Origin of the sequence: Nitrospirillum iridis (assembly GCF_014205765.1) — a bacterium.
GTDB lineage: Bacteria > Pseudomonadota > Alphaproteobacteria > Azospirillales > Azospirillaceae > Nitrospirillum > Nitrospirillum iridis.
In genome coordinates, this window is the sequence record NZ_JACIIZ010000008.1 from 264,267 (window position 1) to 282,438 (window position 18,172).

General features: G+C 69.4%; 19 protein-coding genes. 8 read left to right on the top strand and 11 right to left on the bottom strand.

What is annotated here, in order from left to right; all coding sequences use genetic code 11:
- Positions 1-52: 52 nt before the first annotated feature.
- The 4 genes from gshB to rsmI all read right to left on the bottom strand — a co-directional run bounded on the left by gshB (position 53) and on the right by rsmI (position 3,453).
- Positions 53-1,009: a glutathione synthase gene (gene gshB / locus FHS74_RS16005; protein WP_184802284.1), complete on the bottom strand. Its 957-nt coding sequence runs from the start codon at positions 1,007-1,009 to the stop codon at positions 53-55.
- Positions 1,010-1,051: 42 nt separating this feature from the next.
- Entirely contained in the window at positions 1,052-1,957 is a 906-nt protein-coding gene (locus tag FHS74_RS16010; protein ID WP_343066927.1) for a SirB1 family protein, read from the bottom strand.
- A 115-nt stretch (positions 1,958-2,072) separates the two neighbouring features.
- Complete coding sequence (locus FHS74_RS16015; RefSeq protein WP_184802287.1) at positions 2,073-2,462, bottom strand: YraN family protein; 390 nt, start codon at positions 2,460-2,462, stop codon at positions 2,073-2,075.
- Positions 2,449-3,453, bottom strand: coding sequence for a 16S rRNA (cytidine(1402)-2'-O)-methyltransferase (gene rsmI / locus FHS74_RS16020; RefSeq protein WP_184802289.1), 1,005 nt, complete (start codon positions 3,451-3,453; stop codon positions 2,449-2,451). The genes FHS74_RS16015 and rsmI overlap by 14 nt, the downstream gene beginning before the upstream one ends.
- Before the next feature lie 38 nt (positions 3,454-3,491).
- On the opposite strand from rsmI, the gene FHS74_RS16025 reads away from it, so the two are divergent.
- Positions 3,492-4,865 (top strand): penicillin-binding protein activator, encoded by a 1,374-nt coding sequence (locus FHS74_RS16025; protein WP_184802291.1) that lies wholly within the window; start codon positions 3,492-3,494, stop codon positions 4,863-4,865.
- A gap of 30 nt (positions 4,866-4,895) precedes the next feature.
- Here FHS74_RS16025 and FHS74_RS16030 read toward each other — a convergent pair whose 3' ends face one another.
- The 3 genes from FHS74_RS16030 to FHS74_RS16040 all read right to left on the bottom strand — a co-directional run bounded on the left by FHS74_RS16030 (position 4,896) and on the right by FHS74_RS16040 (position 6,958).
- On the bottom strand, positions 4,896-5,177 hold the full coding sequence (locus FHS74_RS16030; protein WP_184802293.1) for a hypothetical protein: 282 nt from the start codon (positions 5,175-5,177) through the stop codon (positions 4,896-4,898).
- A 166-nt stretch (positions 5,178-5,343) separates the two neighbouring features.
- Positions 5,344-6,135 carry a zinc ABC transporter permease subunit ZnuB gene (znuB, locus tag FHS74_RS16035; protein WP_184802294.1) on the bottom strand — a complete coding sequence of 264 codons (792 nt, stop codon included), beginning with the start codon at positions 6,133-6,135 and terminating at the stop codon, positions 5,344-5,346.
- Positions 6,128-6,958 carry an ATP-binding cassette domain-containing protein gene (locus FHS74_RS16040; protein ID WP_211106332.1) on the bottom strand — a complete coding sequence of 277 codons (831 nt, stop codon included), beginning with the start codon at positions 6,956-6,958 and terminating at the stop codon, positions 6,128-6,130. The genes znuB and FHS74_RS16040 overlap by 8 nt, the downstream gene beginning before the upstream one ends.
- A gap of 169 nt (positions 6,959-7,127) precedes the next feature.
- Here FHS74_RS16040 and FHS74_RS16045 point away from each other — a divergent pair, with 169 nt between their 5' ends.
- From FHS74_RS16045 to FHS74_RS16055, 3 genes are all read left to right on the top strand, one after another.
- The gene (locus FHS74_RS16045) at positions 7,128-8,072 is read left to right on the top strand and encodes a zinc ABC transporter substrate-binding protein (protein ID WP_184802296.1); all 945 of its coding nucleotides are present in this window, start codon (positions 7,128-7,130) and stop codon (positions 8,070-8,072) included.
- 65 nt (positions 8,073-8,137) lie between these two features.
- A complete protein-coding gene (gene dapB / locus FHS74_RS16050; protein ID WP_184802298.1) occupies positions 8,138-8,938 on the top strand; it encodes a 4-hydroxy-tetrahydrodipicolinate reductase in 801 nt (266 codons plus the stop codon).
- A gap of 88 nt (positions 8,939-9,026) precedes the next feature.
- Positions 9,027-11,507: a patatin-like protein gene (locus FHS74_RS16055; protein WP_343066928.1), complete on the top strand. Its 2,481-nt coding sequence runs from the start codon at positions 9,027-9,029 to the stop codon at positions 11,505-11,507.
- Here FHS74_RS16055 and FHS74_RS16060 read toward each other — a convergent pair.
- Together FHS74_RS16060 and FHS74_RS16065 are read right to left on the bottom strand one after the other, a co-directional pair.
- Positions 11,504-11,995, bottom strand: a complete 492-nt coding sequence (locus FHS74_RS16060; protein ID WP_184802301.1) for a DUF2244 domain-containing protein — start codon at positions 11,993-11,995, stop codon at positions 11,504-11,506. The genes FHS74_RS16055 and FHS74_RS16060 overlap by 4 nt on opposite strands.
- Before the next feature lie 81 nt (positions 11,996-12,076).
- On the bottom strand, positions 12,077-12,841 hold the full coding sequence (locus FHS74_RS16065) for an SDR family oxidoreductase (RefSeq protein ID WP_184802303.1): 765 nt from the start codon (positions 12,839-12,841) through the stop codon (positions 12,077-12,079).
- Between the two features lie 138 nt (positions 12,842-12,979).
- Between FHS74_RS16065 and FHS74_RS16070 the strand changes: the two genes are divergently transcribed.
- Together FHS74_RS16070 and nth are read left to right on the top strand one after the other, a co-directional pair.
- On the top strand, positions 12,980-13,891 hold the full coding sequence (locus FHS74_RS16070) for a LysR family transcriptional regulator (protein WP_184802305.1): 912 nt from the start codon (positions 12,980-12,982) through the stop codon (positions 13,889-13,891).
- Positions 13,892-14,055: 164 nt separating this feature from the next.
- Positions 14,056-14,697: an endonuclease III gene (nth, locus tag FHS74_RS16075; RefSeq protein ID WP_184802307.1), complete on the top strand. Its 642-nt coding sequence runs from the start codon at positions 14,056-14,058 to the stop codon at positions 14,695-14,697.
- Positions 14,698-14,778: 81 nt separating this feature from the next.
- Here nth and FHS74_RS16080 read toward each other — a convergent pair whose 3' ends face one another.
- Both FHS74_RS16080 and FHS74_RS16085 read right to left on the bottom strand, forming a co-directional pair.
- A complete protein-coding gene (locus tag FHS74_RS16080) occupies positions 14,779-15,573 on the bottom strand; it encodes a bactofilin family protein (RefSeq protein WP_246463165.1) in 795 nt (264 codons plus the stop codon).
- A gap of 82 nt (positions 15,574-15,655) precedes the next feature.
- Positions 15,656-16,360 carry an EI24 domain-containing protein gene (locus tag FHS74_RS16085; protein WP_184802309.1) on the bottom strand — a complete coding sequence of 235 codons (705 nt, stop codon included), beginning with the start codon at positions 16,358-16,360 and terminating at the stop codon, positions 15,656-15,658.
- Positions 16,361-16,450: 90 nt separating this feature from the next.
- Here FHS74_RS16085 and FHS74_RS16090 point away from each other — a divergent pair, with 90 nt between their 5' ends.
- Entirely contained in the window at positions 16,451-17,431 is a 981-nt protein-coding gene (locus FHS74_RS16090) for a PfkB family carbohydrate kinase (protein ID WP_184802311.1), read from the top strand.
- Between the two features lie 181 nt (positions 17,432-17,612).
- A complete protein-coding gene (ppa, locus tag FHS74_RS16095) occupies positions 17,613-18,149 on the top strand; it encodes an inorganic diphosphatase (protein ID WP_184802313.1) in 537 nt (178 codons plus the stop codon).
- Positions 18,150-18,172 lie beyond the last annotated feature (23 nt).

An 18,172-nucleotide genomic window follows, 5' to 3' on the forward strand; every position in this document is an offset into this window, starting at 1 on the left:
GACGCGACGCGGCGTGCCGCCGCTGGCATCACCGTGACGCGGCGTACCGCCGCTAGCCGTGACGTGACGCGGCGTGCCGCCGCTCGATGGCGTCCCACAGGGTGGATTCGATGGCGCAGCCGTTCAGGCGGTTGATCTCCTGGATGCCGGTGGGGCTGGTGACGTTGATTTCAGTCAGGTAGTCGCCGATGACGTCGATGCCCACGAACACCAGGCCCTTGTCGCGCAGGACCCCGCCGATGGTGGCGCAGATCTCGCGCTCGCGCTGGGTCAGGTCGGTCTTGGCCGCACTGCCACCGGCATGGAAGTTGGCGCGGGCCTCGCCCTCCTGGGGCAGGCGGCTGACGGCGCCCACCGGCTCGCCATCCACCAGCAGGATGCGCTTGTCGCCCTGGCGGATTTCCGGCAGGTACTTTTGCACGATGATGGGCTCGCGGTAGAGCTGGGTGAAGGTCTCCAGCAGCGCGCCCAAATTCTCGTCATCCGGCTTCACGTGGAAGACGCCGGACCCGCCGTTGCCGAACAGCGGCTTCACGATGATGTCCTTGTATTCCCGGCGGAAGGCCAGCACCTCGTCCTTGGCGCTGGTGATCAGCGTCGGCGGCATCAGGTCGGGGAAATGGGTGACGAACAGCTTTTCCGGCGCGTTGCGGACGGAGGCCGGGTCGTTCACCACCAGCGTCCTGGGATGGACATGTTCCAGCAGGTGGGTGGCGGTGATGTAGGCCATGTCGAAGGGCGGGTCCTGGCGCATCAGCACCACGTCCACGCCCGCCAGGTCCAGCGTCTCCGCCGCCCCGAAGGTGTGGTGGTTGCCCCGTTCGCGCCGCACCTCCAGCGGCCGGGCGGTCGCCACCAGCCGATTGTGGCGGAAGGCCATGTCCTGCGGCAGGTAGTGGTAGAGGGTGTGCCCCCGCCGTTGCGCCTCCAGCGCCATCATGAAGGTGCTGTCGGTGTCGATGTTGATGGAGTGCATCGGGTCCATCTGAATGGCAACGGACAGGCTCATTCTCATCTCCCCCACCCCGGCCGCGCCGGCGGTGCTGTAAGCCTAGTTCAGGCGATTGCGCAAATGTTGGACCAGGGTCGCCGCCTGGTCCAACAGCTGGGCCGAGGTGCCGGCCCGGCTTCCCAAATCCATGAAGATCTCGAACGCCGCGATGGCCCTAGAGATATGCCCGAGCTGGGCCTGCAACAAGCCGCACTCGCGCCACAGCGACACCTGGCCCGGCGCCATCAACAGCATGGCCTCCACCGCCTCGGCCGCCAGATCGGGCCGGTCGCCCCGCATGTGCAGCAGCTTCACATTGTTGTGCAGGCGCAGCAGGACGTCGCGGTTGCCCACCGGGGCGTAGTGGTCGGGCTCCAGTTCGGCGGCGGCACCGGAGGTCTGCTTGATCAGGTCGCGCAGGTCGACCACGCTTAGGGCCCGCCCGCCGCCGAAGGGGTCGATGATGGCCCGCTCCCCGCGATGATCCAGGCGGACGAGGAAATGGCCGGGGAAATTCAGGCCCACCATGTCCCAGCCCTGGGCGCGGGCGGCATGGATGTAGAGGATGCCCAGTGCCACCGGCAGGCCCCGGCGCCGGTCGATCACCCGCGCCAGGTTGGCGTTCTGCGGATCCTCATAGGTGGCGCTGTCGCCCTCGTAGCCCATGCTGTCGACCAGGGTGGTGCGCAGGGCGGCCAGGCAATCCTCCAGCGTCAGCGCGTCCGGTTCAGCACCATCGGCCTCCGCCTTGGCCACCCGCTTGGCCACGGCGGCGGCGATGCTGGCCAGGTGCCGGCGATACGGGGACAGCCGCCCTTCCGCCCCGGACACGGCCGCCAGCGCCAGCGCCGCTTCCGCCAAGTCTATATGGTCGTCCGGCATCTGGCCCACGGCGCGCAGCAGCGCGCGGGCCTGGGCCTGGCTTCTGCCCGGGCGGCTACGATTCTGGGGGGCCTGGCTGGTCACGGACTGGACGCTCCCTCCGGCAACGGGTTTTGGGGAGATAGCGCATCGCCGGGGCGGGTGTCGACCACCAAAGCCGGCGGAGCCGTCACCTTTTCGACCGCGCACGCCAGGGCGCTCATCGCGCGCGCCAGGCGTCCGGCAGGTGCTGGGGCCAGCGGCGCGGGCGGACGATCATCAGGTCGAAGCGGATGGCGTGCCGGGCCAGGCGGGGACGCGCGGCGACGTAGAGGCCGGCGGCCCGCTCCAGTCGCCGCCATTGGCCAGGACTGACCGCCAGATGGCCGGCCAGTTCCGTCGGCCGGGCCTTGACCTCGACGATGGCCAGCAAATCGCCCCGGGCGGCCACGATGTCGATCTCCCCGGCCGGGGTTCGGCAGCGGCTGGCCAGCACGCGATACCCCTTGAGGCGCAGGGCCAGGCGGCACCAGGCCTCGGCCCAGCGGCCCAGGCGTTCACCCGACCTGCCCTTCAGCGCCTTTCGCGCCAGCTGGTCAGCCCGCGTCATCCTCCCCCACGCCCTCTTTCGCCCCCACGCCCTCTTTCGATAGTTCCAGGGCCCGCTGGTAAATCTGCTTGCGCGGGGCGCCGCTGGCCTCCGCCACGGTCGCGGCGGCGTCGCGGACGCTGAGGGTGCGCATGGCGGCGCGCAGCAGCCCGTCGATGTCCACCGCCTCCTCGTTCCCCTCCATCGGCGGGCCGACGACCACCACCACCTCGCCCCGGGGCGGGCCAGCCTCCGCGTAATGGGCGGCGAGGTCGGCCAGGGTGCCGCGCCGCACCTCCTCGAACAGCTTGGTCAGCTCGCGCGCCACCGCCACCTCGCGCCCGCCCAGCACCTGGGCGGCGTCGGCCAGCAGGTCGGCCAGGCGCTGGGCCGACTCGAACAGCACCAGGGTGGCGCGCACCGGCGCCAGTTCCTCCAGCGCCGCGCGGCGCGGACCCGTCCTGGACGGCAGGAAGCCCGCGAACAGGAAACGGTCGGAGGGCAGGCCCGCCAGCACCAGGGCCGTCAGGGTGGCGCTGGCGCCCGGCAGGTGGGTGACGTGCAGCCCTTGCTCCCGCGCCTCGCGCACCAGCTTGTAGCCGGGGTCGGAGATCAGGGGCGTGCCGGCGTCCGACACCAGGGCGATGGCCTCCCCCGCCGCCATGCGGGCCAGCAACTGCGGCCGCATGCGGGCGGCGTTGTGCTCGTGATAGGCCAGCAGCGGCTTGCGCACCTGGTAGCGGGCCATCAGCTTGGACGTCACCCGCGTGTCCTCGCAGGCGATGGCGTCCACGCCCTTCAGGGTTTCCAGCGCCCGCAGGGTGATGTCGCCGGCATTGCCGATGGGGGTGGCGACGACATGCAATCCAGGCGGCGGTTTACGCAAGGCGACGCTGCCGCTAGGCTCTGCCCCGTCTTCCACGGCGTCCTCCTCGAACGGGGCGCCGTCTCGCGTGTCGTCAAGGGCGTCGCCGGCATCGACATCGTCGACAGGCGGATGCTGCGGTTTCATGGGATCAACGGGTGGGTTTCGCGATGAAGTATGCCGGGATGGCAGCCAAAACCAGGGTGGCCAGAACCACGGCGGCCAAGTCCGCGGCGGCGCTACTGGCGGTGCCCCTGCTGTTGGCGGGTTGCGCCAGCCAGCCTACGGTAGCGGTGCCGCGGCCGCAGGCGCAAGCGCCGCAACAGGCCGCGCCCGACAAGGCCCCCCCGCAGGCCGCCCAGCAGGCCGCCCAGGCCCAGCCGGAGACGACCCCGGCACCGACGGCCGCGCCGGCGCCGGTGCCCGAGGGCGAGGCGGTTCGGGTGGCGTTGCTGCTGCCCCTCACCGGCAAGGCCGCCAGCCTGGGTGAAGCCATGCAGCAGGCGGCCCAGATGGCCCTGTTCGACACCGCCGACAGCCATTTCCAGCTGTTGATCCGCGACACCAAGAGCACGCCCGAGGGGTCGGTGGCGGCGGCGCGGGACGCGCTGGCCGCCGGCGCCACCCTGCTGATCGGCCCGGTCTACGGCGTGGACGCCAAGGCGGTGGCGCCGGTGGCGGGCGCCGTGCCGGTTTTGAGCTTTTCCAACGACGCCAGCGTGGCCGATACGCACGCCCCCACCGGCGGCACCTGGGTCATGGGCTTCCAGCCGCAGGACCAGGTGGCCCGGGTGGTCAGCTATGCCGCCAGCCGGGGCCTGACGCATCTGGCGCTGCTGGCCCCGGTTGGCGGCAACGGTGACATGGTGGAACAGGCCATGCGCGACGCCGCCGGCAAGGCCGGCGCCGACGTCACCCGCGTTGCGCGGTATCAGCCGACGCAGAGGGATGTCAGCGACACCATCAAGCGCTTGTCCAACTTCGACCAGCGCCACGCCCAGGCCGCGGCGGCGCGGGAAGCGGCGGCGGCGGCCAAGGACGGCCGGACCCCGCCGGCGGTGGAGGAACTGCCCTTCCAGGCCATCCTGATCGCCGAGGGCGGCCAGCGCTTGAAGGAGGTGGCGCCCCTGCTGCCGTTCTTCGACATCGATCCCGGCCCGGTGCGCTTCCTGGGCACCGGCCAGTGGGATGAGCCCGGCATCGGGCGCGAGCCTTCCCTGGTGGGCGGCTGGTACGCCAGCGCGGCACCAGAGGCGCGCCAGGGTTTCGAGAAGCGGTTCAACGACGTGTACGGCCAGCGGCCGCCGCGCCTGGCGACGCTGGCCTATGACGCCACCGCGCTGGCCGCCGTGCTGGCCAAGGGGCACAAAAGCTATGTTCGGGAAAACCTGACCGACGCCAATGGCTTCGCCGGTATCGACGGCGTCTTCCGCCTGCTGCCCACGGGCCAGGTGGAGCGGGGCCTGTCGGTGCTGGAGGTCGGCAAGATGGGCGTCACGGTGGTGGACCCCGCCCCGACCAGCTTCGTCACCGGCACCCCGGGCGCCCCAGGCTCCTGACCCGGCGCCACCGCCTTCCCACCGCGTCCCTTACCGGGACGCGGTCCGCGGCGGATTCGCACCCAAATCGATCACATCCGCTTCGGACAAGCCGAGGGCGACGGCCTGGTCCTGGGCGAGCGATCGTCGGGTGGCGGCTGCTGCCAACTCGAACCAAGCCAGGCGCGCCACCCGGCTGGCGGCCGAATTGTCGGTGTCGCGTCGCAGATCCCCGGCCACGAAGCCTTGGCTCATAGAGCCGGCGGGAGCCTGCACGGGGCCGGCCTTCATGCCGGCGTGGGAGAACCGATCCAAACCATGCTCCATCGTCATGTCTGCCCCACGCAGGGTGGGTGCCGGTTCACGCTCTGTTAATCAGATAGTGACCGAAATGACGCGGTCGCGGTAGGAAAATTATGATTAAAAATTAGCTAAAACGGTGTGCGGACGCGAAATCGATGGGGCTCGCCATCACCCCGAATTAATGTCGATACGGGCGTCAACGCGCCTCGCGCCGGGGAAAAATCTGCGACAGCAGGAACAACGCGGCCGCAGCAACCACCACCGCCGGCCCCGCCGGCAAATCGGCGCGGAAGGACGCGCCAAGGCCGCCACAGACCGATAGCGCCCCGACAACGGCCGCCATGACGGCCATGATTTCAGGGGTGCGGGCGAATCGGCGCGCGCAGGCCGCCGGGATGATCAGCAGGGCCGTGATCAGCAGCACGCCCACCACCTTCATCGCCAGCGCGATGGTGGCGGCCATCAGCATCATGAAGGCCAGCTGGGTCGCCAGCACGGGCACGCCCTCCACCCGGGCCAGATCCTCGTTCACCGTCATGGCCAGCAGGGGCCGCCACAGCCAGGCCAAGGCCGCCAGCACCACGGCCCCCCCGCCCCAGATCCAGGCGAGGTCGCCATCGCTGACGGACAGGATGTCACCGAACAGATAGGACATGAGGTCAACCCGCACCGTCTGCAGCAGGGCGACGGCGATCAACCCCAGGCTGAGGGTGGTATGGCTGAGCAGGCCCAGCAGGGTGTCGGTCGCCAGCTTGCGTTGGCGCTGCATCAGCACCAGCACGCCGGCCAGCGCCAACCCCACCAGCGCCACCGCCAGCATCAGGTTGATGCCGGCGACGAAGCCCAGCGCGATGCCCAGCAAGGCCGCGTGGGACAAGGTGTCGCCGAAATAGGCCATGCGCCGCCAAACGACGAAGCAGCCCAGGGGGCCGGCCACCAAGGCCACGCCGATGCCGCCGGCCAGCGCGCGCAACAGGAAGTCATCCATGGGTGGGGGTGTCCTTGACGGCGGGGCCGGCGTGACCCTGCGCGTGGAGGTGCTGGCCGCCGGGGGCGGACGTGTCGCCGTGGCTGTGCGGTCCGGCGGCCAGCAGCCAGGCGGGCATGGCCAGCGGGTCGATGCCGAACAGGGCCTGGAAATCGGGATGGCCGCGCACATCCTCCGGCCGTCCGGCGCAACAGACATGGCCATTCAGGCAGACCAGCCGGTCGGTGCCGTTGATGGCGTAGCTGAGATCATGGCTGACCATGAGCACGCCGCAGCCGTGGCGGCGGCGGATGGCGTCGATCAGCGCGTACAGGGTGGCCTGGCCCGCCACGTCCACGGCCTGCGCCGGTTCGTCCAGGACCAGCAGGTCCGGCCGGCGCAGCAACGCCCGGGCCAGCATCACCCGCTGCAACTCGCCCCCCGACAGGGATTGCACCGGACTGTCGGCCAGGCCCGCCGCCCCCACCTCGCCCAAGGTCTCCGCCACCGCCTCCGACGTCACCGGCCCCCACAGGGACAGCAGGCGCCGCACCGTCAGGGGCAGGGTGCCGTCGACCGCCAGGCGTTGGGGCATGTAGCCGATGCGCAAACCTGGTTTGCGCCAGACCATGCCGTCCGTTGGGCGCTGCAGGCCCAGCACGCTGCGCAGCAGGGTGGACTTGCCGGCGCCATTGGGCCCCACCAGGGTCACCACCTCGCCGGCGGACACCGTCAGGTCCACCGCCTGCAGCACGGCGCGCCGTCCGAACCGCACCGTCAGGCTGGCGGTCTTGATAAGCAGGGCGTCGGGCGACATCTGTGGGTGCTGTTGGTCGGACGGCATGGACCATTCCTGGCAAGGGATCCCGCGCGGAGGCCCATCGCGGCCTGCGGTGCGGGTATGCGTACCCCCCGGCTTTACGGCATCCCAACCGACTTGACAAATGTTATAGTATAACATTGCATGCCGGGACCGCCGTTCCCCCGGCGCCTCATGACCGACTGGTACCCCCATGTCCCCCTTCCGCCTCCCGTCCCTGATCGCCTTGCTGTGGCTGGCGTTCACCGTCCCGTCGCGGGCGGACGCGCCCCATGTGGTAGCCAGCGTGAAGCCGGTGCATTCGTTGGCGGCAACCTTGATGCAGGGAGTCGGGCAGCCGCGCCTGCTGGTCGACGGCACGGCCAGCCCGCACAGTTTCAGCCTGAAGCCGTCGGACGCCGCCGCCCTGTCCCAGGCCGACATCGTCTTCTGGATGGGCCCGACGCTGGAACCCTTCCTGGTGAAGCCGCTGGCCAGCCTGGCCCGGGGCGCCCAGATCGTCACCCTGATCGAGGCGCCCGGCCTGCACCCGCTGGCCCTGCGCACCGCCGGCGCCTGGATGGAAGGCGACGACCACGCCCACCTGGTGCCGGCCGTGACGGGCTCACCCGCCGCCGACAACCAGATCGACGGCCATGCCTGGCTGGACCCCACCAACGCCAAGGCCATGGCCCGCGCCATGGCCGATGCCCTGATCCAGCGGGATCCCGCCAACGCCGGCCGCTACCGCGACAACCTGGCGGGGCTGCTGCGCGCCCTGGACGCCCTGGACGCCGAAATCGGCGCCATCCTGGCCCCCGTCGGGGCCAAGCCCTTCGTCGTCTTCCACGACGCCTTCCATTACCTGGAGGCGCGCTATCGCCTGGATGGCGTCGGCGCCATCACCTTGAACCCGGAGGTGCGGCCGGGTGCCGCCCGCCTCAGCCAGCTGCGCGCCCGCATCCAGGCATCCGGTGCCACCTGCGTCTTCGCCGAACCGCAGTTCGAGACGGCGCTGATCGGCACCCTGGTGGAGGGGACCCGGGCCAAGCGCGGCGTGCTGGACCCCGAGGGGGCGCTGCTGCCCCCGGGCCCCGAGCTTTACGCCACCTTGATGCGCGCCAACGCCCATGCGCTGGCCACCTGTCTGGGCGGGTAACAGGCTGTCTCGGCCGATCAGCTGTGTTAAGACCGCCCCCACAAGATGACTGGTGAGGGCGAATCATGCGGATCGGGATCGTGGGCTGCGGCGGCCGAATGGGCCGCATGCTGATGCGGGAAGTGCTGGGCACCGCCGGCGCCACGCTGTCGGGGGGCACCATGCGCCCCGGCAATCCCGACCTGGGCAAGGATCTGGGCACCCTGGCCGGGCTGGAACCCGCCGGCATCCTGTCCACCAGCGATGCCGAGGCGCTGTTCGCCGCCAGCGACGCCGTCATCGACTTCACCACCCCCGCCGGCACGGCCGCGCACGCCGACCTCGCCGCCCGCCATGGCACGGCCCTGGTGGTGGGCACCACCGGCCTGACGGTGGACCAGCAGGGCGCCATCGACACCGCCGCCAAGACCGCCGCGCTGGTCCAGGCGCCCAACATGAGCCTGGGCGTGAACCTGCTGCTGGCCCTGGTGGAAGACGTGGCCCGCACCCTGGGGCCCGACGTCTGGGACATCGAGATCGTGGAGATGCATCACCGCCACAAGGTGGACGCCCCCTCGGGCACGGCGCTGGGCCTGGGCCGGGCCGCCGCCGCCGGCCGCGACGTCGACCTGGCCGCGGTGTCGGACCGGGTGCGCGACGGCCATACCGGCGCGCGCGAGGCCGGGCACATCGGTTTCGCCACCTTGCGCGGCGGCGACGTGGTGGGCGACCACACCGTCATCTTCGCCGCCGAGGGGGAGCGGATCGAGCTGACCCACAAGGCCGGCAGCCGCGCCATCTTCGCCCGGGGCGCGGTGCGCGCGGCGATCTGGGCGGGCGCCAAGGAGCCCGGCCTGTACAGCATGCGCGACGTGCTGGGGCTGTAAGGAAACCCTTCAAAGACTTAATTGACCCCCGCCCGCCCCGGCGCGACAGTCGGGGGCGGGAGCAACCACCGCCCACGGGTGCCATGCCGTGAAAGAAAAAGAACTGCGCATGGCGCTCGTCTGCTACGGCGGGGTGTCGCTGGCCGTCTACATGCACGGCGTCACCAAGGAACTGCTGAAGCTGGCCCGCGCGTCGCGCGTCTATCACGGCACCCACGACCCCGGCCTGCGCAACCACGGCAGCTATCAGGCCCTGCAGGACGACCTGGCCCGGCGCATCGGCTACAGCAGCGGCGCCCAGCTGAACGGGGAGGGCGAGGTCCAGGCGACGGATACCGAGGAAGTCTATGTCGCCCTGTTGCAGGAGGTGGGCGCCCATATCGACCTGCGCATCATCATCGACGTCATCGCCGGTTCGTCCGCCGGTGGCATCAATGGCGTGCTGCTGGGCCGCGCCCTGGCCCATGACCTGGACCTGGACGCCCTGACCGAGCTGTGGCTGGAGGGGGCGGACGTCACCAACCTGATGGTGGAGGATGGCCGGGCGACGAAGTGGAGCAAGTGGTTCCTGAAGCCCTTCCTGGCCTATGGCCTGGGGCGGCTGATGCGCCTGGCGCCGGACGACGAGATGCGCTGGAAGCTGTCGATGTTCGTACGCTCGCGCTGGTTCAAGCCGCCGTTCGACGGCGGACGCCTGATGGAGATGCTGCTGGACGCCAGCGCCCGCATGGGCCGCCCGGTCAGCCCCTACGCCTCGCTGCTGCCGGCGGGACAGTCCCTGTCGCTGTTCGTCACCGTCACCGACTTCCACGGCTTCCTGCAGCGCATCCCCGCCCACGACCCACCGGCGGTGGAGGAGCGGGAGCATCGCCATGTGCTGCAGTTCCACTATCGCCGCTGGCCGGGGGGCCGGGTGGACAGCGACTTCGGCGAGGGGTCGGTGCCCGGCCTGGTGTTCGCCGCCCGCGCCACCTCCTCCTTCCCCGGCGCCTTCGCGCCCGCGCACCTGCGGGCGCTGGACGGCCTGCTGGCCCGGCGGGGCGAGGCATGGCCGGACCGGGAACGCTTCCTGAAGCGCAATTTCCGCCGCTATGTCGCCGCCGGCATGGACCCCGCGCGCATCAACTTCATCGACGGTAGCGTGCTGAACAACAAGCCCTTCGCGGAGGCCCTGCGCGCCATTTCCGGCCGCCCGGCCTATCGCGAGGTCGACCGCCGGCTGATCTACATCGATCCGGACCCCGCCCACCTGAAGCGGGTGGCCAGGGCCGAAACGCCGGGCTTTTTCCGCACGTTGAAAGGCGCCCTGTCCGACATCCCGCGCAATGAGCCGGTGCGCGATGAACTGGTGTCCATCGACCGCAACAACGCGCGGGTGCGCCAGCTGCGCTCCGTCATCGACGCGGCGCGCCCCGGCATCACCCAGCTGGTGCATGAGGTGGTGGGGGGCGAACCGCCGCCAGAGCTGACCTACGCCCAGATCCACGATTGGCGGGAGGTCGCCAACGGCCGGGCCGCGAAGGAGGCCGGCTTCGCCTATGAGGCCTATGTGCGCCTGAAGCTGACCTCCGTCCTGGATGCCATGGGCCAGCTGGTGGCGGTGGGCTGCGGCTATCAACCGGGCACGGCGGCCGCCCGCCAGGCGACCGACGCCCTGCACACCTGGGCGCACGCCACCGGCATCACACCCGACCAGGTGACGACCTGGAGCCTGGAGCGCAAGGGCGATGACGGACCCGGCGGGGATGCGCCCGCCTGGGTGCGCTTCCTGCTGGCCTTCGACGTGGGCTTCCGCGGGCGGCGCCTGCGCTTCGTCATCCGCGCCCTGAACGAGCTCTATGCCCGGCTGGACGAGGCGGAGTTCGCCGACGTCACCGCCCGCGACCTGGATGACATAAAGGCCAATTTGTACGACTGCCTGGAACGGCTGCGCGTCTATGAGACCGGCGCGTTCCTCAGCGCCGAGGAACGCGAGTCCCTGGCCGTGCCCTTCGTCGAGCCCCTGGCCATGGGCCGCATGCCCGACACACGCGCCGTTGACCAGGTGATGTGGGACCTGGCGCGGCGCATCGACCTGAACGCCATCAACCAGCAGGTGGACGAGATCTTCGCCCTGATGGGGTTGAACATGCTGGGCGTGGCGGCGCGGCGGGAACTGTTCGTCGCCTATGTCGGCTTCGCCTTTTGGGACGTGTTGACCTTTTCCATCAGCGGCTGGCGCGAGCTGGATGATCTGGAGGAGGTGCGGGTGGACCGCATCAGTCCGGACGACGCCCGCTTCTGCCAGGCCATGGGCGGCGCCATCCCGCTCAAGGGGCGGGAGATCAACCATTTCGGCGCCTTCTTCAGCCGCGCCCACCGCGAGAGCGATTACCTGATGGGCCGCCTGCACGCCGCCGACCGGCTGGTGGATTTGGTGCTGGACGCCGCCGGCCATCCACCGGGCGTGAACGGCCCCGGCCTGAAGCGCCGCCTGTTCGCGGCCATCGCCCGTACCGAGCGCCAGCGCCTGGGCGAACGATCACCGGCGTTGCGCTGGCTGGAAACCATGCTGGCGGAAGGCAGCTAGAAACGCCTGTCCCGATGCCGGGCCAGCGCCGTGCTCAGCGCATGGGCCACCTGGACCCGTTCCTCCATGGGCAGGAAGGCGCCCACCACCAGGCGCTTGCCATGACTGGACAGCACGACCTGGCTGTCGTGCCGGGCGGGAACGTCCATGTGGACCCGCAGCCAATAGGGCATGAAGGACCAGGTGCGCGGGGGATGGCGGGGTTCCACCCGCTCCACCGTCAGGGCCTGGTCGGTCAGTTCCACCCGTTCATAGAGGCGGGCCGAGCGATAGCTGGCGCGGAAGAACAGATAGACCACCAGCACGTCCACACCGCAAAAGCCGATGACGGGCCAGGCGCCGCGCAGGAAGAAGACCAGCCCCACGACACTGCTGACCACCGCCATCACGCCCATCAGGATGCGGAAACCCCGCCGCGACAGGCTGCGGTGGGGCCGCAGGATGACGCTGAGCAGGGTCTGATCCAGTTTGGTCTGATCATCGATCATGGACAAAACAGTAGGGCGGCCCATCCCTGGGGTAAAGGCCGCCCTCTGTAGGGACTGGGGCTGGCGCCATGCCCTGCGGGCTTAGGTGCGCGTGATGGAAATGCCCCCATCCACCAACTGGGCCGTACCGGTGACGAAGGAGCTGTCGTCGGAAGCCAGGTAGAGGACGGAGCGGGCCAATTCATCCGGCTGGCCGGCACGGCGCAGGGCGTGGGCGTTGTTCACCCAGTCGCGCTTCTCCGCCGTGTCGTTGGCGGCACGGTACATATCGGTCTCGACGGCACCAGGCAGGATGGCGTTGACCCGCACCCCCGCCGGGCCGAACTCCGCCGCCAGCGCCTGGGTCAGGCCGATCAGCCCGGACTTGCTGGCGGCATAGGCGGCCATGCCGGGGAAGGCGAAGGTATGGCCGACGAAGGTGGAGGTGAAGATGACCGAGCCGCCGCCATTCTTCAGCATCTGCGCGATCTGGTGCTTGGCGCCCAGGAAGGAACCGGTGAGGTTGATGGCCAGGGTGTCGGCCCACCCGGCCTCGGACACGCCCGTGGTGGGGCCCGCCTCGCCCAGCGTGCCGGCGTTGTTGAAGGCGACATCCAGCCGGCCGAAGCGTTCCACCGCCAAAGCCACCAGGGCCTGGTTGTAGTCCTCATGCCGGACGTCGCCGGCCAACGCCACCGCCTGGCCGCCGGCGGCGGTGATCTCGGCCACCAGGCTGTCCAGTTCCGCCTGGCGCCGCGCGCCCACCACCACCTTGGCGCCCTCCGCCGCGAACAGCGTGGCGGTGGCGCGGCCGATACCCGCGCTGGCGCCGGTGATGAGGGCGACCTTGTCCTGCAAACGAGCCATGTGGATCTCCTGTCCTTGCCTGGGTCCGGCGCCCGATGCGCCGGTCACAAGCAGGACGTTACCTTTCACGCGCCCTTGCATCGATGGGGTGGAAATGGCTTATTCATTCATCTTTCCTGAATGTTGAAAGACCAACCCATGGACAGGCTGCGCGCGTTCGAGGTGTTCGCCACCGTGGTGGCGAAGGGCGGCTTCGCCAAGGCGGCGGACGCGCTCAACACCTCCCCCGCCAACGTCACCCGGTATGTCAGCGAGCTGGAATCCCACCTTGGCAGCCGCCTGCTGAACCGCACCTCACGCCGCCTGTCGCTGACCGAGGCGGGGGAAGCGCTGTACGAACGGGCGCAGACGATCCTGGAGGAGGTGGCGGAGGCCGAGGCCGTGGCGTCGGCCACCGCCCTGAAACCCAGGGGACGGCTGCGGGTGAACGCGCCCTTGAGTTTCGGCATCCTGCATCTGGCCCCCCTGTGGCCGCGCTTCATGGCCCAATACCCGGACGTGATGCTGGACGTCGCCCTGACGGACCGGGTGGTGGATTTGGTGGAGGAGGGCTTCGACCTGGGCATCCGCATTTCCCGGGGCGGGTCGCCCACCTATGCCGCGCGCAAGCTGGCGACCTCGCGCAACGTGCTGTGCGCCGCCCCCGGCTACCTGGCCCGCCGGGGCGTGCCCCAGACGCCCGACGATCTGGCCGACCATGCGCGCGTCGCCTACAGCTACACCGGCGTGCCGGAGGACTGGGTGCTCCTGGATCCCGAAGGCAAGCCCATCACCGTGCGCATCCCCGTCCGCCTGGTGACCAACAACGGCGACACCGCCCGCGCGGCGGCCCTGGCGGGGGAGGGCATCATCTGGCAGCCCACCTTCCTGATCGGCCAGGACCTGCGCGCCGGCCGCCTGGTGCCGGTGCTGCCGGAATACCGCATCCCCGACATCGACATCCTGGCCGTCTATCCCAGCCGCCGCCACGTCAGCGCCAAGGTGCGCGCCCTGATCGACTTCCTGGCCGCCGCCTTCCATGGTCAACCGGCCTGGGAAGGCCCCGCTTGATCAAACGACGCCACCACCCGTAGATTTGCCGGCCCACCGCAACCGGGCACCCATAAACCTAGGCCCCGACCGGGGCCGCCGGAGCGTTTCGGGGAGCGTCAGCGGACTGAAACGTGAGGACAAGCCAAGGGGCGGATGCCCCGCCGGCGTTTGAGGCCGCAACCATGAAACGCGCGACCATCGAGGAATTCTTCCGCCGGCTGGCGGAGCGGGATCCGGAGCCCAAGACGGAACTGGAGTACGTCAACCCCTACACCCTGCTGGTGGCGGTGGTGCTGTCGGCGCAGGCGACGGACGTGGGGGTGAACAAGGCGACCAAGGCCCTGTTCAAGATCGCCGACAACCCGGCCGCCATGGTGGCCTTGGGCGAGGCCACGGTGCGCGACCATGTGAAGACCATCGGCCTCTATAAAACCAAGGCAGCCAACGTCATCCGCCTGTCGGAAATCCTGCTGCAGAAGCATGGTGGCCAGGTGCCGCGCAAACGCGAAGACCTTGAAGAGCTGCCGGGGGTGGGGCGCAAGACCGCCAATGTGGTGCTGAACGTGGCGTTCGGGGAACCGACCATCGCCGTGGACACCCATATCTTCCGCGTGTCCAACCGCACCGGCCTGGCGCCGGGCAAAACGGTGGAGGCGGTGGAGGAGAAGCTGCTGAAGGTGGTGCCCAAGGCCTATCGCCTGCACGCCCATCATTGGCTGATCCTGCACGGCCGCTACGTCTGCAAGGCGCGCAAACCCGACTGCGCCGTCTGTGGCGTCATCGATTTGTGCGCCTACGAGGCCAAGACGGTGCTGACGGCCTGAGGGACCCGGATCGTTTCCCTAACGAAACGGGCCAGCCATTTTAGGGGCCGGCCCGTTGAAACCGATATTCTGGACCTAAGGTTACTCTTGCGTGCCGGCGGCCACGACGCCGTCGACTTCCTTGAGCGGACGGGCGCGGGAGTCGCCGCCCAGGGTCTCGATGGTGCCGACCAGCAAACCACCCTGTTCGACCTCCAGCACCCCATAGCGGATGTTGCCCTGGATGCGACCGGTGGCGCGGACGCGCAGCGTGCCGCGAACAGAGATATCGCCTTCGAAACGACCGCCGATGTCGGCCTCATCGATCTCGACCGAGCCCTTGAACAGGCCGCTGTCCGTCACCTCGATGGCGCGGCCCTCGCGCAGCTTGGCCTCGACCGTGCCTTCCACCACCAGGATGTCGCAAGCGGCGATTTCACCGGACAGGGAAATCTCACGGCCGACGATCAGTTTGCGCATGTCGTTGGTAGGCAAGGGGGCATTTCCTTCAGTACCGGTGGGAGCGACGCGCCGCGGGGGCGTGCCGGGAATTTCCACGACGCGGCGCGGAATGTCACTACGAAAACCGCCGCCGGGGGAGGGAGCCCCCGGGATCGCGGGCGTGGCCGGCATCGGGCCGGCGCTGCCGCTGACCAGGCCGCCGCCGGGCGTCAGGCCCAGCGAAGGCTGACCCGGCGTCGGCGAGGTCCCTGGCGTCGGCGTCTTGAACTGCATGTCGATCCCCTTGTCTGATGGCCCTTTGCTGGCCACGGTCACGTCTGAGGGTTCCGCTGCCGGGGGCGTGGGCTCAGCCACCGGAACGGGCGTGCGAAGGTCGGCCGGCTTGGCCGGGTCGCCGCCAACGGGGCCCAGGTTCGGTCGGTTGCGTCGGAACATCGGCGTTGTCCCCAAAATCTTTGTGTCGCGCGGCCCGCCTTGTCCCGTTCAGGGGTAAGGCCGGTCGTGAAGGGTCGTGTTTTTATGGGTTCGCTCGGGCTGCACCCGGCGGAGGCATTCCGGCCCCATCCGCCGGCACAAAACCGCCGAACAGGTGGAGCATGAAGGCCGTCGCCAGAACCGGCGCGAACAGATTCACAACAGGCAGCAAGGAAATAAAGGCAATAATGAGGCCCGCGAAAAAAATTCGCCCCCTATATCGCAGACGGAGTAGGCGGGCCTGATCCGGGGGCAGCCGCCGCATCGCCACCTGGTCGAAATACTGCCGCCCCAGGAGAAACCCGTTGGCCAGGGGATACGCCACGGCACCCACCGGCGGCAAAAGCCACAACGGCAGCACGGCCACGTTGACGAGGACCAGCAGCACAAGGAATCGCAGGGCGATCGCCGTCTCCTCCACCACGCCCGCGTCGCGCGGCGGCGGCAGGCTGGGGTACCACCGTCGTTCAACGGTGCGGGCCACCGGCTCCAGCAGCAGTCCGGCCACGGCCGCCACGACGACCAGGAAGAAGTACCAGGCCAGCGCCACGACGCCGAGCCCGCCCGCCACCGTGATCAGGGGGTCGATCCAGGCATTGCCGGTGGGATGCAGACGGTCCAACCCCCAGGACACCGCGATACCCAGCGCCACGAACGAGATCAGGGTCAACAGGAAGGAACGCGCCATCACCCGCAGAAGCGCGGGGTCGAAAGCCTGGGCCAGGGTGCGGAACAGGGCGCGGATCATCAATATCCTAGGTAATACGCCCCCGCGCTTGCCGCAAGCGCCCCCATCTCTATACTGCGCCCAGTTTTTTTGCCGATCCGGAGGATTTAAGTGGCGGCTGAATTGGATGTGGTGGGGATCGGCAACGCGATCGTCGACGTGATTACCCAGACGAACGACGCCTTCCTGGCGGATAACCGCCTGGACAAGAACAGCATGCGGTTGATCGACACCACCGAGGCCGAGGCGCTGTACGCCAAGATGGGCCAGGGCATGGAAATGTCCGGTGGATCGGCCGGCAACACCATGGCCGGCATCGCCATGCTGGGCGGCAAGGGCGCCTTCATCGGCAAGGTCGCCAATGACCAGCTGGGCCATGTCTACCGCCACGACATCGAGGCCGTGGGCTCGCGCTTCGTCACCACCGACCTGGCCGATGGCACGCCCACCGGCCGCTGCCTGATCCTGGTGACGCCGGACGCCGCACGCACCATGAACACCTATCTGGGCGCCGCCGTCCGCCTGACGCCGGCCGACATCGACGAGGCGCTGATCGCCTCCGCCCAGGTCACCTACATGGAAGGGTACCTGTGGGACCCGCCCGCCGCCAAGGAGGCCTTCCTGAAGGCGGCCAGCGTGGCCCACGGCGCCGGGCGTCAGGTGTCGCTGTCCCTGTCGGACGCCTTCTGCGTGAACCGCCACCTGGATAGCTTCCGCGACCTGGTGGCCGGCCATGTCGACGTGCTGTTCGCCAACGAGGCGGAGATCACCGCCCTGTACGGCACCGATTTCGACCAGGCGGTCGAGGCCGTGCGCGGCCAGGTGGCCGTGGCGGCGCTGACCCGCAGCGAGAAGGGCGCCGTCATCGTCACCCCCGATCAGGTGGTGACCGTTCCGGCCGCCCCGGTGGCCAAGGTGGTGGACACCACCGGCGCCGGCGACCTGTTCGCCTCAGGCTTCCTGCACGGCTACACCCGCGGCCGCGACATGGCGGCCTGCGGCCGGATGGGCGCCCTGTGCGCGGCGGAAATCATCAGCCATTACGGCGCGCGGTCACAGGCGGACCTGCGCCAGCTGGTCGCCGGCGTCTGAGCAACGCCCGGTTGCCGGGGTGGGACGGTTCCGGGTGGGCATTCCCGCATGGGTCCCCACCGGGAGCCACCCTTCTTTGTCCGCTTTTTTTCGCAGGTGCACTCGCATAGACTGCGCCGCGCCGGGCGCGTCCAGCGCCCGCCCCCTTTCAACCGTCTGTCGTGACGCAAAGGCAACTTCCATGGACATGAGCAAGATCCCGGTCGGCAAGAACGCCCCGTGGGACATCAACGTCGTCATCGAGATCCCGCAGGGCGGTCAGCCGGTGAAGTACGAGGTGGACAAGGACTCGGGCGCCATCTACGTCGACCGTTTCCTGCACACCGCCATGTACTACCCGGCCAACTACGGCTTCGTGCCCCACACCCTGTCGGGTGACGGCGACCCGGCCGACGTGCTGGTGGTCAGCAACACCCCGGTCGTGCCGGGCGTGGTGCTGCGGTCCCGCCCCATCGGCGTGCTGCTGATGGAGGACGAGGCCGGCATGGATGAGAAGATCCTGGCCGTGCCGGTGGACAAGCTGCACAGCTTCTACACCAACGTCAGCAGCTACAAGGACCTGCCGGAGATCCTGGTGGAGCAGATCGCCCACTTCTTCGAGCACTACAAGGATCTGGAAAAGGGCAAGTGGGTGCGCATCGTCCGCTGGGGCGACGCCGACGAGGCCGCCAAGATGATCAGCCAGGCCATGGAGCGTTACAACGCCCAGAAGGACTGATCCCAGTCCTTCATCTGTGGATC